This window comes from Rhodoferax sp. LS1R11, assembly GCF_056521395.1.
The window spans coordinates 111,907-126,057 of the sequence record NZ_JBWMAW010000001.1 but is presented as its reverse complement, the minus strand read 5'-3'; the positions used below and the strand labels follow the sequence as shown (position 1 = coordinate 126,057).

General features: G+C 59.9%; 14 protein-coding genes. 8 read left to right on the top strand and 6 right to left on the bottom strand.

Annotated features, from left to right (window positions below):
• Window positions 1-81 precede the first annotated feature (81 nt).
• From purF to folC, 4 genes are read right to left on the bottom strand one after another with little or no spacing between them, the layout of a single operon-like run.
• Entirely contained in the window at window positions 82-1,584 is a 1,503-nt protein-coding gene (gene purF, locus AC097N_RS00610; RefSeq protein WP_479578795.1) for an amidophosphoribosyltransferase, read from the bottom strand.
• A gap of 12 nt (window positions 1,585-1,596) precedes the next feature.
• Window positions 1,597-2,085, bottom strand: coding sequence for a CvpA family protein (locus tag AC097N_RS00605; protein ID WP_479578794.1), 489 nt, complete (start codon window positions 2,083-2,085; stop codon window positions 1,597-1,599).
• Between the two features lie 15 nt (window positions 2,086-2,100).
• Window positions 2,101-2,805, bottom strand: a complete 705-nt coding sequence (locus AC097N_RS00600; RefSeq protein WP_479578793.1) for an SPOR domain-containing protein — start codon at window positions 2,803-2,805, stop codon at window positions 2,101-2,103.
• 19 nt (window positions 2,806-2,824) lie between these two features.
• On the bottom strand, window positions 2,825-4,141 hold the full coding sequence (gene folC, locus AC097N_RS00595; RefSeq protein ID WP_479578792.1) for a bifunctional tetrahydrofolate synthase/dihydrofolate synthase: 1,317 nt from the start codon (window positions 4,139-4,141) through the stop codon (window positions 2,825-2,827).
• Window positions 4,142-4,181: 40 nt separating this feature from the next.
• Between folC and AC097N_RS00590 the strand changes: the two genes are divergently transcribed.
• The 4 genes from AC097N_RS00590 (at window position 4,182) to AC097N_RS00575 (ending at window position 8,422) form a co-directional block, all read left to right on the top strand.
• The gene (locus tag AC097N_RS00590) at window positions 4,182-4,544 is read left to right on the top strand and encodes an ArsC family reductase (RefSeq protein WP_479578791.1); all 363 of its coding nucleotides are present in this window, start codon (window positions 4,182-4,184) and stop codon (window positions 4,542-4,544) included.
• A gap of 80 nt (window positions 4,545-4,624) precedes the next feature.
• Window positions 4,625-5,971 (top strand): argininosuccinate synthase, encoded by a 1,347-nt coding sequence (gene argG / locus AC097N_RS00585; protein ID WP_479578790.1) that lies wholly within the window; start codon window positions 4,625-4,627, stop codon window positions 5,969-5,971.
• A 25-nt stretch (window positions 5,972-5,996) separates the two neighbouring features.
• Complete coding sequence (locus AC097N_RS00580) at window positions 5,997-6,509, top strand: putative pterin-binding protein (protein ID WP_479578789.1); 513 nt, start codon at window positions 5,997-5,999, stop codon at window positions 6,507-6,509.
• An 11-nt stretch (window positions 6,510-6,520) separates the two neighbouring features.
• Window positions 6,521-8,422, top strand: a complete 1,902-nt coding sequence (locus tag AC097N_RS00575; RefSeq protein ID WP_479578788.1) for a response regulator — start codon at window positions 6,521-6,523, stop codon at window positions 8,420-8,422.
• Window positions 8,423-8,441: 19 nt separating this feature from the next.
• On the opposite strand, the gene AC097N_RS00570 is transcribed toward AC097N_RS00575, so the two are convergent.
• Together AC097N_RS00570 and gntR are read right to left on the bottom strand one after the other, a co-directional pair.
• Window positions 8,442-9,449, bottom strand: coding sequence for a complex I NDUFA9 subunit family protein (locus AC097N_RS00570; protein ID WP_479578787.1), 1,008 nt, complete (start codon window positions 9,447-9,449; stop codon window positions 8,442-8,444).
• Window positions 9,450-9,517: 68 nt separating this feature from the next.
• Window positions 9,518-10,543, bottom strand: coding sequence for an HTH-type transcriptional regulator GntR (gene gntR, locus AC097N_RS00565; protein WP_479578786.1), 1,026 nt, complete (start codon window positions 10,541-10,543; stop codon window positions 9,518-9,520).
• 174 nt (window positions 10,544-10,717) lie between these two features.
• Between gntR and AC097N_RS00560 the strand changes: the two genes are divergently transcribed.
• The 4 genes from AC097N_RS00560 to AC097N_RS00545 are packed head-to-tail and all read left to right on the top strand — an operon-like array spanning window position 10,718 to window position 14,110.
• Complete coding sequence (locus AC097N_RS00560) at window positions 10,718-11,230, top strand: gluconokinase (RefSeq protein ID WP_479578785.1); 513 nt, start codon at window positions 10,718-10,720, stop codon at window positions 11,228-11,230.
• The gene (locus AC097N_RS00555; RefSeq protein ID WP_479578784.1) at window positions 11,227-11,721 is read left to right on the top strand and encodes a TRAP transporter small permease subunit; all 495 of its coding nucleotides are present in this window, start codon (window positions 11,227-11,229) and stop codon (window positions 11,719-11,721) included. Before AC097N_RS00560 ends, AC097N_RS00555 begins: the two co-directional genes overlap by 4 nt.
• Before the next feature lie 24 nt (window positions 11,722-11,745).
• Window positions 11,746-13,035: a TRAP transporter large permease gene (locus AC097N_RS00550; RefSeq protein WP_479578783.1), complete on the top strand. Its 1,290-nt coding sequence runs from the start codon at window positions 11,746-11,748 to the stop codon at window positions 13,033-13,035.
• Between the two features lie 55 nt (window positions 13,036-13,090).
• Window positions 13,091-14,110: a TRAP transporter substrate-binding protein gene (locus AC097N_RS00545; RefSeq protein WP_479578782.1), complete on the top strand. Its 1,020-nt coding sequence runs from the start codon at window positions 13,091-13,093 to the stop codon at window positions 14,108-14,110.
• The last annotated feature ends 41 nt before the right edge of the window (window positions 14,111-14,151 follow it).

The following is a 14,151-nucleotide window of genomic DNA, read 5'->3' as shown; positions in this document are numbered from 1 at the left end:
GGGTATCCGGCCCGCGAGGGCCTAGCGAAAGATCAGCGTAATCCAGAGGCTGCAAGACAGGCTCGGGCCCGCCTGCCATCGTTACTCTGTAGGGTTGGGCAACGCGAGGCGCGAGTTGTCTTCAGCCCCTTCCACACCACCTACCCGGCTGGAGTTCAAGCGGATGATGTCGTCGGACGTGATGTCGCCCGTGACGTAAACACCGTCAAAGCAGGAGGCATCAAACCCCGTGATGCTGGGGTTCAGGGCTCCGACGGCTTTCTTCATGGCGTCCACGTCCTGATAAATCAGGGCGTCGCAGCCGATGAGTTGGCGGATTTGCTCAACCGTGCGGTTGTGTGCCACCAGTTCATCCGGTGTGGGCATGTCGATGCCATAGACGTTGGGGTAACGCACAGGGGGTGCAGCGCTGGCCATGTAGACCTTGCGGGCACCTGCATCGCGGGCCATTTGCACAATTTCACGACTGGTGGTGCCACGCACAATGGAGTCATCCACCAGCAGCACATTGCGGCCCTTGAATTCGCTGGCAATCACGTTGAGCTTTTGACGCACAGACTTCTTGCGCACCGACTGGCCCGGCATGATGAAGGTACGGCCCACATAGCGGTTCTTGACGAAGCCTTCCCGGTACGGCAGTCCCAGCAAGTGCGCCAGTTGCGCCGCACTCGGACGGCTCGACTCGGGGATGGGTATCACCACGTCAATTTCGTTGGGTGGCACGGTGGAGATCACACGCTTGGCCAGCGTCTCGCCCAGATTCAGGCGCGCCTGGTAGACAGAAATACCGTCCATCACCGAATCGGGACGCGCCAAGTACACGTACTCGAAAATACAGGGATTCAACACGGGATGGTCCGCACACTGCTGCGCATGGATATTGCCTTGCAGGTCGATGAAGACGGCCTCGCCCGGCGCGATGTTGCGGTCAAACTTGTGCAGGGTGCCTTCAAGCGCCACCGACTCGCTAGCCAGCATGACGGTGCCGTCTTCACTGCGCCCCATGCACAGCGGGCGAATACCAAACGGATCGCGAAAAGCCAGCACGCCGTGGCCGGCAATCATGGCGATCACGGCGTACGAGCCCTTGATGCGGCGGTGCACCTTGCGCACGGCCTCAAACACATCGCTGGGCAGCAAAGGCATGCCGCGGGTCGTGGCCTCAATCTCATGGGCCACCACATTGAGCAGCACTTCCGAATCGCTCTCGGTGTTGATATGGCGGTGGTCCGCACTGAACAATTCCGCCTTCAAGGCCTGCGCGTTGGTCAGGTTGCCGTTGTGCACCAGCACGATGCCAAACGGCGCATTGACGTAAAACGGCTGCGCCTCTTCCTCACTGTAGGCATTGCCTGCCGTGGGATAGCGAACCTGACCCAGGCCGCAATTACCCGGTAGCGAACGCATGTTGCGGGTACGAAACACGTCGCGCACCATGCCTTTGGCTTTTTGCATGAAGAACTTGCGTTCCTGCTGCGTCACGATACCGGCCGCATCTTGGCCCCGATGCTGCAGCAGCAACAGCGCGTCATAGATAAGCTGATTTACAGGTGCGTTACTGACAACGCCAACGATTCCACACATATTTTTCCGATCTCAGGGAAGCAGATACTTCCCAAACGCTTCAGGTAACACCGGCTTCAAACCCTTCAAAACTGCCACTGTCATGCCAGCTCCGGAAGATTCATGCCACCACTCACTTGTCCGCATCGGTGTCATTCCAATCACCACCGTTGCAGCCAATAACAAAACCACGCCCCGAACCAGCCCGAAGGCGGCCCCCAACGCACGGTCGGCAGGCTGCAGGCCAACCGCCGCAAATAATTTTTTAACCAGCGTTGCCAGCAAACCGCCAGCAAACACAGCGCCGATAAACACAAGGGCAAAGGCAGCCCCGTAACGAACCGCCTCGCCGGCACCCGACATGGGCAACTTCAGGGCCACATCAGGCGCAAACCACTGCGCCAAAATGAAAGCCGCAATCCAGCTCACAACCGACAAGATCTCGTACATGAGGCCACGCAAGGCGCCCAACAAGAGCGAGGCCAGCAAGACCCCCAAGAAAATCCAGTCCAGGGTGGGCATGGGCTTGCGGTTTTGTTACAGCGTCAGGATGGCCGCAGGCAGGTCGAGCTTTTTGATCTTGAGCGCCGCTTTGTCAGCTTCTTCCTTATCGGCATAGGGCCCGACGCGGACACGAATCCGGCGCCCCTCCTTGGTATCAACCACCTGGGTATAGGTTTTCAAACCGGCATGCTCCAGCTTCAGACGTGCCTCTCGGGCCTTGGTGACATCCGCAAAGGCACCGATCTGGACAATAAACCGGCCCTCCGTCGCATCCACTGTCTTGCCTTCCAGCAAAGCCTGCGCTTTGGCGCCTTCATCCGCCTTGACTGCGGGCTTGGGTTCAACTTTTGCTATGCCCTTAGGAGCATCCTGCGCAACAACCACGGGGGCCGGATCGGCTTTTTCTTCAATAATGTCTTTTTCCGCCACCCGTGCGGCTGGCGCGACCAACGGCGCCGGGAGGGCGCCTTCCGGCTTGGCCGTCTCTTGTGCCAAGGGCGCTGGAATGGTCAACGGCTTGACCTTGTTTTTATCGGGAATTTCAATCGGCGTATCGACCGCTATCGGCCGCGGTTGCTTGTCAAAAAGCAGGGGGAATCCGACGACCCCAATCAGTACCAGTACCGCCGCACCCATCAGGCGGTACTTGGCCCGCCTGCGCATCACCTCGACGCTCATGGGCGCAGTGGGCGTGGCAGACTGCTCGTCGCCACTTTTGCGGAACTTGAAAAAGGCCATGTTGTGGGGGCTCAGGAGATCAATTGTTTGGCATGTGTTTGGCATGAAGACGGGGCAGACCGTCCTTCAAAATGCCGCCCACTGTGTAGAACGACCCAAAGACCACGATTCTATCAGTGGGGTCTGCCGCATCGATGGCTGCCTGCAGCGCCTGCAGGGGGTCTGCATAGGCACACGCAGTGGCATCACGCCGGGTGTTTTGAGCCTTCCACTTGACGAGCAAGCCTTCTGAAGATTCAGCCCGGGGCGTGGGCAAGTCGGTGAAATACCACTTGTCAATCAAAGGATTGACCTTGGCCAGCATCGGGCCCAGGTCTTTGTCAGCCATGGCGCCAAACACCGCATGGGTGGTGGGGAAATACCCCATGACATCCAGGTTGGCCGCCAGCGCCGCCACCGAATGCGGGTTGTGCGAGACATCCAGCACCAGCATGGGCTGGCCCGGAATGATCTGAAACCGCCCGGGCAGTTCAACAAAGGCCAGCCCGTTGCGCACGGCCTGTGCCGTGATCGGCAGACGATCGCGCAAGGCGGCCAGCGCCGCCAGCACGCCTGCGGCATTGACCAGCTGGTTGGCACCGCGCAAAGCCGGATAGGCCAAACCGCTGTAGCGACGGCCTCGCCCGGCCCAACCCCACTGCTGTTTGTCCCCCGACACGTTGAAATCCACCCCAAAGCGCCAGAGATCCGCATCAATCTCGGTGGCGTGGTCGAGCACGCTTTGCGGTGGCATGGGATCACTGACCACCACCGGACGACCGGTGCGCATGATGCCGGCCTTCTCGCGGCCAATGGCCTCGCGGTCCGGGCCCAGAAACTCCATGTGGTCCAGGTCAATACTGGTGATCACCGCGCAATCAGGCTCGATGATGTTGACGGCATCGAGCCGCCCGCCCAGTCCGACCTCCAGAATGGCCACATCCAGCTTGGCACGCGCCATGACATCCAGAATGGCCAGTGTGGAAAACTCAAAGTAAGTCAGCGAAATTTCTGAATCATTTTGGCCTCTAGCGCTCTCCACACGTGCGAAGGCAGCTATTAAATCAATAGCACCGACAGATTCCCCCTGCAGCCTTAGCCTCTCTTCAAAATGCACCAGATGAGGCGAGGTGTAAACGCCCGTGCGGTAGCCGGCCTGAGACAATATGGACTCCAGCATGGCACAGGTCGAGCCCTTGCCGTTGGTGCCCGCCACGGTGATCACCGGACATTCAAAGCGTATGCCCATCCGGTCCGCCACGGCTTTGACCCGGTCCAGGCCCATATCGATATTTTTGGGGTGCAGCCGCTCACAGTGAGCCAGCCATTCGTCAAGCGTTTGGAATTCTGTTTTCATAAGCGCCGCCATTGTCGCCGAGTACGGCATGATGCGGCCCATGGACACACAACGCATCACTCTTTATGGCATTCCCAGCTGCGACACCGTCAAGAAGGCACGTGCCTGGCTCGCGACGCAAGGCATTGAACATCAGTTTCATGACTTCAAAAAGCAGGGCGTGCCCGAGCAACCGCTTGACGCCTGGATCGCGGCCGTGGGCTGGCAGGCCCTGGTCAACACCCGCGGCACCACCTGGCGCAAGCTGGATGAAGCCACGCGCGCAGGCGTCCATGGCGCAGCCTCTGCCCGCGCCCTGATGCTCACCCATCCGAGTGTCATCAAGCGGCCAGTGGTCGAATGGGGCCGCGCTCAAGTGACCGTTGGTTTTGACGAAAACACGTGGCGGGCACACGCCAGCTGAATGAACCTTGCACCCGCGGGTATCCACCCGGTGTGGGTCGCCTAAAATCACGGGTTACCCCAAACTGCACTGCAAACACCATGGCCACCATTCTTCAAAACCTTCCCGTCGGACAGAAAGTCGGCATCGCATTCTCCGGCGGCCTGGACACCAGCGCCGCGCTGCACTGGATGAAGCTCAAGGGCGCCCTGCCCTACGCCTACACGGCCAACCTGGGCCAGCCCGACGAAGCGGACTATGACGAAATTCCACGCAAGGCCATGCAATACGGCGCCGAACTGGCCCGCCTGATTGACTGCCGCAGCCAATTGGCCCATGAGGGCTTGGCGGCCCTGCAAAGCGGCGCCTTCCATATCTCCACCGCCGGCGTCACTTACTTCAACACCACACCGCTGGGCCGCGCGGTGACCGGCACCATGCTGGTGGCCGCCATGAAGGAAGATGACGTCAACATCTGGGGCGATGGCTCTACCTTCAAGGGCAACGATATCGAGCGCTTTTACCGCTACGGCCTGCTCACCAACCCGGCTCTCAAAATTTACAAACCCTGGCTGGACCAGCTGTTCATTGACGAACTCGGTGGCCGTGCTGAAATGTCTGAGTTCATGACCCAGGCTGGCTTTGGCTACAAGATGTCGGCCGAAAAAGCCTACTCAACCGACTCCAACATGCTGGGCGCAACCCACGAAGCCAAGGACCTGGAGCACTTGAGCAGCGGCATGAAGATCGTTCAACCCATCATGGGTGTGGCGTTCTGGAAGGACGAAGTCGAAGTCAAACGCGAAGAAGTGACCGTGCGCTTTGAAGAGGGTCGTCCCGTGGCCCTCAACGGCGTCGAATACCCCGACCTGGTATCGCTGATTCTGGAAGCCAACCGCATCGGCGGACGCCACGGCTTGGGCATGAGCGACCAGATCGAGAACCGCATCATTGAAGCCAAAAGCCGCGGCATCTACGAAGCCCCCGGCCTGGCCCTGCTGTTCATCGCTTATGAGCGTCTGGTCACCGGCATCCACAACGAAGACACCATCGAGCAGTACCGCGACAACGGCCGCAAGTTGGGCCGCCTGCTGTACCAGGGCCGCTGGTTTGACCCGCAGGCCATCATGCTGCGCGAAACCGCCCAACGCTGGGTGGCCCGCGCCATCACTGGTGAAGTCACGCTGGAACTGCGCCGCGGCAACGATTACTCGCTGCTCAACACCGAGTCGCCCAACCTCACGTACCACCCGGATCGCCTGACCATGGAAAAAGGCGAGTCAAGTTTTTCGCCAGCTGACCGAATAGGACAGTTGACGATGCGCAATCTCGACATCGTGGACACCCGGGCCAAACTGGGCATCTACGCGCAAACCGGCTTGCTTTCATTGGGCGCAGGAACAGACTTATTGAGTCTGACCAACGACCAGCAAAGCAAAAAAACCTAAATCCCTGTCTCTTTCAGGATGTCCCATGGCACATGTCTTGTCCCGATTGATCACCCCTTGCCTGGCTGCACTGGCGTTGGCCAGTGCCATTCCGGCCTGGGCGCTGCAGCCTGCCACGGGCAAGGTGATCCTGACGCTGTCGGGCAAGATTGGTGAAAAAAATGCGGGCAACACCGCCGTTTTCGATCTCGCCATGCTCGAAAAGCTGCCACAACAAACCTTCACCACCAAGACGCCGTGGGACAACCAGCCCATCAAGTTCACCGGACCACTGTTGCGGGATGTGCTGGCAGCCGCCAAGGCGAACGGCAGCACCATCAAGGCCGTGGCCCTGAATGATTACAAAACAGCCATTCCAATAGAAGATGCGCAGAAATACGACATGGTTCTGGCGTACAAGATGAACGGCGAACTCATTCCGGTGCGGACCAAGGGGCCGTTGTTCATCATCTACCCGTTCGACTCAAAACCTGAACTGAAGTCCATTCTTTACTTTGAGCGCTCCGCCTGGCAACTCAAGTCCATGGACATCGAATAAAAAAACCGATGATGGATCGTCCGGACAACCGGCGCTACCTCTTCTGGTTGGCGTTTGGCACAGTCACCATGGCAGTGGTAATGGCCATCCTGCTGGTATTGCAACTCACGCAAAAGCAGGTCATCCGGCAAGGTGCGGAAATGCGGGCCGACTCCATCACTGCACTGGCTTTTCAGTTTGAACGCGAGTTTTTGAGGTTCCGCCAGACGCTGGACAACACCGTCAACAGCCGCATCAAGCCTGAAGCAGAGGTCTTGACCCTGCGCCATGACATTCTGATCAGCCGCCTTGCGCTGTTGCGTGAGAACCCCAGCACCACGGTGCTGCTAAAGCGGCCCGAATACATCAATGCACTGCCCCGGGTTGATGAACTAATGAAACGCGCCGAAACGGTGTTGGCTCAATCGCCCGCCAATGCAAAGGCGCTGGCAGACCTGTTGGACGGCTTCAATGCCATCGGTGCAGAAGTTCAAGCCCTGAGTTTGGCGGCAGACTCGCTGGTCAGCCGCGAGGTTGAAGAACAAAAAACGACCCTGCTGACCCAGAACGACCACATCGTCTGGCTCATCCTGGCACAGTTGATTCTGCTTCTGGCGGCTGCGGGCGCCCTGTTGGCCAGACAGCGCCGCCAGGAACAGGAACGGCTGGCGCTTGAAAAGTTGACCCTGGACCTGCGCGAGGCCAAGTTCGAAGCCGAGGCCGCCAACCGAGGCAAGAGCCAGTTTTTGGCCAACATGAGCCACGAGTTGCGCACGCCGTTCAATGGCATTTTGGGCATGCTGGGTTTGCTGGAAGACACCTCGCTCAACGCCCAGCAGGCAGACTACATCAAAACGGTGCGCAATTCGGCCAACCATTTGCTGGCCCTGCTCAATGACATCCTGGATGTCTCGGCGCTGGAAGCAGGCAAGATGGCCATCAAGGCTGCCCCCGTGCATCTGCCCGACTTGCTGCGGGACGTTGAAGCCCTGATGCGGCCGCTGGCCAACGAGAAAAGTATCGGTTTTTCAATGACTTTGCCATCCAGCCTACCCCCTTGGGTGATGGTGGACGGCACCCGGCTCAAACAAATTCTGTTCAATCTGATCAACAACGGCATCAAGTTCACGCAGCAGGGCGGCGTCACCCTGACAGTGCACGATGCCCCTGGCCCGGACGATGCATTCGGGCTTGCCTTTTTGGTCCAGGACACGGGTATTGGCATGGATGCCCAAGTGCTCTCCAGGCTGTTTGAACGTTTCTACCAGGTCGACAGTGGCATCGCCCGCAAATATGGCGGCACGGGTCTCGGGCTGGAAATTTCGCGTTGCCTGGCCCGTCTGCTCGGCGGCGACATTGAGGTGAACAGCGCAACCGGGAAAGGATCCACGTTCACGCTGTACCTGCCCTTGCCCACCTGCACGGGCCTGGCCGAGTCAAACCCCACCGCAATCAAAAAACTGCTGTCATCACCACGACTGGCCGAACCCGCCGTGATACAGATGACGCCAGACAGTGGCCCTGCCAGCCCGCCTGCACCATCGGCACCCACCGTGCCCAAAATTCTGGTGGTTGAAGACCATCCCGTCAACCAGAAGTTTGTCGGCGTTCTGCTCAACCGCATGGGCTGCCAGGTGACCTTCTGCGAAGACGGACAGATGGCCCTGGACAAGCTGCGGCACGAATCATTTGACGTCATCCTGATGGACATCAATATGCCGGTCATGGACGGCCTGACCGCCACCCGCGCGATCCGGGCCTTGTCCGGCGTGATGGCAAGTGTTCCCATCGTTGTGATGACGGCAGACGTGATGAACGAAGCGCGCGAAAAGGCCATGGCCGCCGGTGCGAATGATTTCTTGGTCAAACCGGTGCAGATTGCCCAGTTCCGGGCCACCATGCAAACCTACCTCACCGAAACCCTTCCGGCCTGAGATGGGTATGCAAAGCCGGTTAGCGCGAGCGTCGGCGAATGCCCAGCAAGCCCCGCCCGGCGTCGCGCTCTGTCAGGTAGTCCTGCGCCACCGGCCGCAGCGCCGCAGCCGTGATCCCCAGAGAGGCCAGACCCGGTAGTGTGCCGCTGGCGACATTGTCTTTTTTCATGGAATCCAGGTTGTCGCAGCTCATCAAGGGCTCACCGGGCGCCAACTGCATGAAGGCCGCTTGCAAACGGCCCAGCCAGTCAGGCAAAGGAATTACCGGACGACCCAGCCCCTCGTTCACGCCACTGAGCTGGGCGGAGAGTTCAACCAGTTGCTGCAAGGTGTAGACCTGCGGACCATACAACTCCAGCACCACTGGCGCAGCGCCAGGCGTGCCATTTCGCGCCAAACTGCACACGACGGCTGTGGCGACGTCCTCCACCCACACCGGCTGAAACCGGGCGTGGGCACCCGCCAGCGGCATCACGGGAAATACTTTTTGCAAGCGGGCAAACAGGTTGAGAAACGTGTCGCCAGCGCCAAAGATCACGCTGGGCCGCAAAATGGTCAACTCAAACCCGACCTGTCCTGCGGCACCAGCACCCGCGCCGGATGCGGCCTGAACCAACACGGCTTCACCCTCGCCCTTGGTTCGCAAGTACATGGACGGGGCTGACTGCGGCTGCAACGAGTCGGCACCCAACGCACTCACATGGATCAACTTTTTGACATGGGCTGCCACGCAGGCACGCGCCAGCTTTTGCGGCAAGGCTACGTGCACTTTTTCAAAAGCCGCCTGTGTGCCATGCAGGATAGCCACCAGATTCACCACCGCATCGTGGCCTGCCACCGCCTTTGCAAGCTCAGACTCATCGTGAATGTTCAATTCCAGCACGGTGAGCAACGGCAGGTGCAATAAATGCAGGGCATTGGCGCGACGCCGGGTAGGCACGGTCACATGCCAGCCCTGACGCACCAGTTTTTCACACACGTGCGAACCGACGAACCCCGTGCCACCCAATACCAGTATGTTTTTCATGCGTCTAATTTAGCGTGTTACAGATGCCGCATTGCTGCGCAAGGTCAATGCACACCACACATTGGGGCTCAGGTGCTTTCGCGCTGGATCAACTGCCAGCCCACATTGACACTGGACTGCGCCACCGGTTCGCCGCGCATGAGTTGCAGGAGCATTTGGGCTGCACTCTCGCCTATTTCGACGCGGGGCGTGCGGATGGTGGTCAACGCGGGCAGCATCTGATCACTGCCGGCCAGGTCGTTGAACCCGGCAATCGATACCCTTTGCGGCACCTTGATACCCAGCCGCAACGCCGCCAGCAGGCCGCCCTGTGCCAGATCATCGTTGCAAAAAAAGACACCATCGACATCGGGATGCGCACGCATCTGCGTCTCCAGCAGTTGCCCACCCAGCGCCAGAGAGGAGGGCTGCGGGCTCAGCCATTCCAGCGCCGGGTCGTGGCATCCGGCTGCCATCATGGCTTGGCGGTAACCGTCAAGCCGCTGCATCACCCGCGGATCCAGCTGCGCCGCAGCGAACGCGATGCGTCGCCGCCCCGTGCCCAACAAATGCTCTGTCATGGCGCGCCCGGCTTGCGCCTGCGAAAAGCCCACGCAATGGACCGCCGGATCGGTTGACGTTTCCATCAAATGCACACAGGGCACACCACTGTTGGCGATCAGAGCCCGGCACTTCTCCGTGCGGTCAAAGCCGGTGACCAGCAGCCCCGCAGGGCGATGCGCAAGGTAGCTCGCCAGCAACGCCTCTTCTTCTTCGGGCTGGTAATGCGTGACCCCAATCAAAATCTGGTAACCCGCCGGATGCAGTGCCCGGTGCACGGCTTCCAGCAAGTCCACAAACAGGTTATTTGACAGCAAGGGAATCAACACCACCACGGTGTGACTGCGCGCACTGGCCAACGCCCGGGCCGCGGGGTCCGGCACGTAACCCAGGGCAGCCGCGGCCTCCGCCACACGGGCAACCAGTTCGGCGCCGACGGTGCGTGCACCGCGCAGGGCACGGGATGCCGTGATGCGGCTGACCCCCGCCGACAAGGCAACATCGTCCAGCGTGATGCGACCGGAAGACCGGCTTTTTCGGGATGAAGCACTCATGAATTCGGGTTTACCCTTATTTTTTAAACCAAAACACCTCGTTAAGATAGCGCTATCTTAACGAGCTTTGGCCTGTCAAATCAAGCCGGGAATCGCAAAGAAAAAATGAGCAACGCGGAATGCCTTAACCCCATTCCGATTTTTTTAATCTTTTGAGATAGCGCTATCCAAACTATGAAATCCGTCGTGATGATGGGCGTCGCCGGGTGCGGCAAATCCAGCGCCGGTCAGGCCTTGGCCCGCACCCTGGGCTTGCCGTTGATTGAGGGTGATGAATTTCACCCGGAAAGCAACCTCCACAAAATGCGTCAGGGCTTGCCCCTGACCGATGCCGACCGCACCGACTGGCTGACCGCCCTGTGCAACGCCCTTGAAGCACATCCTGCAGGCGCGGTGCTGACCTGCTCCGCACTCAAGCGTGCTTACCGCGAGCGTTTGCGCGCCAACGCGCCCGGACTGCAATTTGTATTTCTGGACATTGACATGCCAACGGCGCATCAGCGCGTCTCGGCGCGCGCGGGCGAGCACCTGTTTCCGCCCAGCCTGGTCACCAGCCAGTTCGCCACACTGGAGTCGCCCATCGGTGAGCCCGGTGTACTGCGCGTGGATGCGACCCAGTCGCTCGCGCACTTGAACGACACCGTGACAGCCTGGCTGCGCACCAGCGCAGAGAAAGACACCGCATGAACAACGCCAATACCCAGAAATTTCTGAACACCCTGATGGCCGCCTGTCTGGCAGTCATGGCGGTCTCCGTCTTCATCAACGTGGTGCTGCGCTATGGCTTTGGTAGCGGCGTAGCCGCCAGTGAGGAGATCTCCCGCCTGCTCTTCGTGTGGATGGTGTTCATTGGCGCCACCGCCGCTTACCCGCAGGGCGAACACATGGCCTTCACCAGCCTGCTGCACCCCTTGCTGAAACCGGGCCGGGAAGCCGCGCTCAAGGTCGCCACACGGGTGATTCACGCCTTGGTCGTGATCAGCTGCGTCATGCTGGGCTGGGGCGCCTGGTTGCAGGTGGTGGTGGGACTGGACAGCGTGAGCGTGGTGCTGGGCTACCCCCAGGCCCTGCTGCCCCTGCCCGCGCTTTTGTGCAGTCTGGCGATTGGCCTCATGGCGCTGTGGCAACTGCTGCTGGGCAGCCCCATCGACTTCGGCCACGCGGTCGACGTCGAATAAACAACAAACAACAAGGAAGCCCTTATGAATCAAGGACTAGTTGCTATTATTTTCATAGTTGGCATGATTGCCTTCATGGGCATCGGCATGCCCATGGCCTTTGCCCTGGTGCTCACCGGTGCCTCCATGGCCTGGGTACTGGACTTTTGGGACACCCAGTTGCTGGCCCAAAACCTGGTGGCAGGGGTTGACAGCTTTCCGCTGCTCGCCGTGCCCTTCTTCATTCTGGCGGGGGAGCTGATGAACTCGGGGGGCATCAGCCGGCGCATCATCAGCATGGCGCAGGCCTGGGTGGGCCACATTCGCGGCGGCTTGGGGTTTGTCACCATTGGCGCGGCCATCATGATGGCCAGCATGAGCGGCTCGGCACTGGCCGACACCGCCGCGCTGGCGACCATTCTGCTGCCCATGATGCGGGCCCATGGTTACCCCATGTCCACCTCGGCCGGGCTGATTGCCTCGGGCGGCATCATCGCGCCCATCATTCCGCCGAGCATGCCGTTTGTGATCTACGGCGTGACCACCAACACCTCCATCTCGGCCCTGTTTCTGTCCGGCATCGTGCCAGGCCTGATGATGGGCGTCGGCCTGATCGTGGCCTGGAAGCTGCAACTGCGCAAGATGGACCTGCCCCAGGGCACACCGCTGCCGATGATGGACCGCGTGCGTGAAACCGTGAAAGCCTTCTGGGCGCTCTTGATGCCCCTGATCATCATTGGCGGCATGAAAACTGGCGTGTTCACCCCCACCGAAGCCGCTGTAGTGGCCGCTTTCTACGCCCTGGTGATCGCGTTTTTCGTGCACCGTGAAATGAAGCTGGCGGACCTGCACGGCGTGCTGGTGCGCGCAGCCAAAACCACGGCCGTGGTGATGTTCCTGTGTGCCGGGGCGCAGGTCGCCAGCTACATGATCACGCTGGCCGACTTGCCCGGCACGCTGGCGGGCTGGCTCGGGCCGCTGATTGAGCACCCCAAGCTCCTGATGGCAGTGATGATGATCGTGCTGGTCGTGATTGGTACCGCGCTGGACCTCACGCCCACCATCCTGATCTTTGCGCCGGTCATGTTGCCAATTGCCGTCAAGGCAGGTATCGACCCCGTTTATTTCGGTCTGATGTTTGTGCTCAACGGCGCCATCGGCCTGATCACGCCACCGGTGGGCACGGTGCTCAATGTGGTGGCGGGCGTGGGGCGCATGCGGCTGGACGAAGTCATCAAAGGCGTCAATCCGTTCCTGATTACCTATGCGTTCATCCTCACACTTCTCGTTATTTTTCCGCAGATCGTGATCGCCCCGGTGGCCTGGATGCGTTAAAGCCGCCAGAACCTATCTTTTTTTGTCGTTCCTTTTCTTATTCCTGGAGATCTTCATGACCCTGATTCGCCGAACCCTCATCGCCTGCGCCGTGGGCGCCAGCCTGCTGGCCAGTGGCCTGGCCGCCGCACAAGACATCAAACCCCGGTTGATCCGTTTTGGCTATGGCCTGAACGAACAGTCCAACCAGGGCCGCGCCGCCAAAGTGCTGGCCGAGGAGATCGAAAAGCTCTCCGGTGGCAAGATGAAACTGCGTGCCATTGGCGCAGCGGCGCTCGGCTCTGACGTGCAAATGCAGCAGTCGCTGATTGGCGGCGCCCAGGAGATGATGGTGGGCTCCACCTCCACCCTGGTGGGCATCACCAAGGAAATGGCGCTGTGGGACACCCCGTTCCTCATCAACAGCGCAGCAGAAGCCGATGCCATGCTGGACGGCCCGGTGGGCGACAAGGTGCGCAACAAGCTGGAAGAAAAAGGCCTGGTCGGTCTCGTGTACTGGGAAAACGGCTTTCGCAACCTCACCAACAGCAAGCGCGCCGTCAACAAGCTCGAAGACATGGACGGCATCAAATTGCGCGTGATGCAAAACAACGTGTACCTGGACAGCTTCAAGAGCCTGGGCGCCAACGCCGTGCCCCTGCCCTTCTCCGAGTTGTTCAGCGCCCTGGAAACCAAAGCCGTTGACGGACAGGAAAACCCGTACAACACCATCCTGTCGAGCCGCTTCTATGAAATTCAGAAGTACCTGACGGTGACCAACCACGTCTACAGCCCCTGGATCGTGCTGGTCAGCAAGAAGTGGTGGGATGGTCTGAGCAAAGACGAAAAGAACGTGTTGATGACCGCCGCCAAAAAAAGCCGCGACTTTGAACGCAAAGACACCCGGGCCGAAGCGGCCAAGGCGCTGGACGAGCTCAAGGCCAAAGGCATGCAGGTCAACGTGCTGCCCCCCGCAGAGTCCGCCCGCATGCGCGACAAGCTGACCCGCATCAACGCCGGCATTGCGGCCAATGTGGGCATGGACCTGTGGAATGAAACCCAGGCCGAGCTGGCCCGCCTGCGCGTCAAGAAATAAGGTCTTAAAAGCCGCTAACATGGCGGCTCTTTTTTAACATT

What these genes read in the sequence shown, in the direction of transcription:
- purF (WP_479578795.1), bottom strand. Translation starts at nt 1,584, where the DNA reads ATGTGTGGAATCGTTGGCGTTGTCAGTAACGCACCTGTAAATCAGCTT.
- AC097N_RS00605 (WP_479578794.1), bottom strand. Translation starts at nt 2,085, where the DNA reads ATGCCCACCCTGGACTGGATTTTCTTGGGGGTCTTGCTGGCCTCGCTC.
- AC097N_RS00600 (WP_479578793.1), bottom strand. Translation starts at nt 2,805, where the DNA reads ATGGCCTTTTTCAAGTTCCGCAAAAGTGGCGACGAGCAGTCTGCCACG.
- folC (WP_479578792.1), bottom strand. Translation starts at nt 4,141, where the DNA reads ATGAAAACAGAATTCCAAACGCTTGACGAATGGCTGGCTCACTGTGAG.
- AC097N_RS00590 (WP_479578791.1), top strand. Translation starts at nt 4,182, where the DNA reads ATGGACACACAACGCATCACTCTTTATGGCATTCCCAGCTGCGACACC.
- argG (WP_479578790.1), top strand. Translation starts at nt 4,625, where the DNA reads ATGGCCACCATTCTTCAAAACCTTCCCGTCGGACAGAAAGTCGGCATC.
- AC097N_RS00580 (WP_479578789.1), top strand. Translation starts at nt 5,997, where the DNA reads ATGGCACATGTCTTGTCCCGATTGATCACCCCTTGCCTGGCTGCACTG.
- AC097N_RS00575 (WP_479578788.1), top strand. Translation starts at nt 6,521, where the DNA reads ATGGATCGTCCGGACAACCGGCGCTACCTCTTCTGGTTGGCGTTTGGC.
- AC097N_RS00570 (WP_479578787.1), bottom strand. Translation starts at nt 9,449, where the DNA reads ATGAAAAACATACTGGTATTGGGTGGCACGGGGTTCGTCGGTTCGCAC.
- gntR (WP_479578786.1), bottom strand. Translation starts at nt 10,543, where the DNA reads ATGAGTGCTTCATCCCGAAAAAGCCGGTCTTCCGGTCGCATCACGCTG.
- AC097N_RS00560 (WP_479578785.1), top strand. Translation starts at nt 10,718, where the DNA reads ATGAAATCCGTCGTGATGATGGGCGTCGCCGGGTGCGGCAAATCCAGC.
- AC097N_RS00555 (WP_479578784.1), top strand. Translation starts at nt 11,227, where the DNA reads ATGAACAACGCCAATACCCAGAAATTTCTGAACACCCTGATGGCCGCC.
- AC097N_RS00550 (WP_479578783.1), top strand. Translation starts at nt 11,746, where the DNA reads ATGAATCAAGGACTAGTTGCTATTATTTTCATAGTTGGCATGATTGCC.
- AC097N_RS00545 (WP_479578782.1), top strand. Translation starts at nt 13,091, where the DNA reads ATGACCCTGATTCGCCGAACCCTCATCGCCTGCGCCGTGGGCGCCAGC.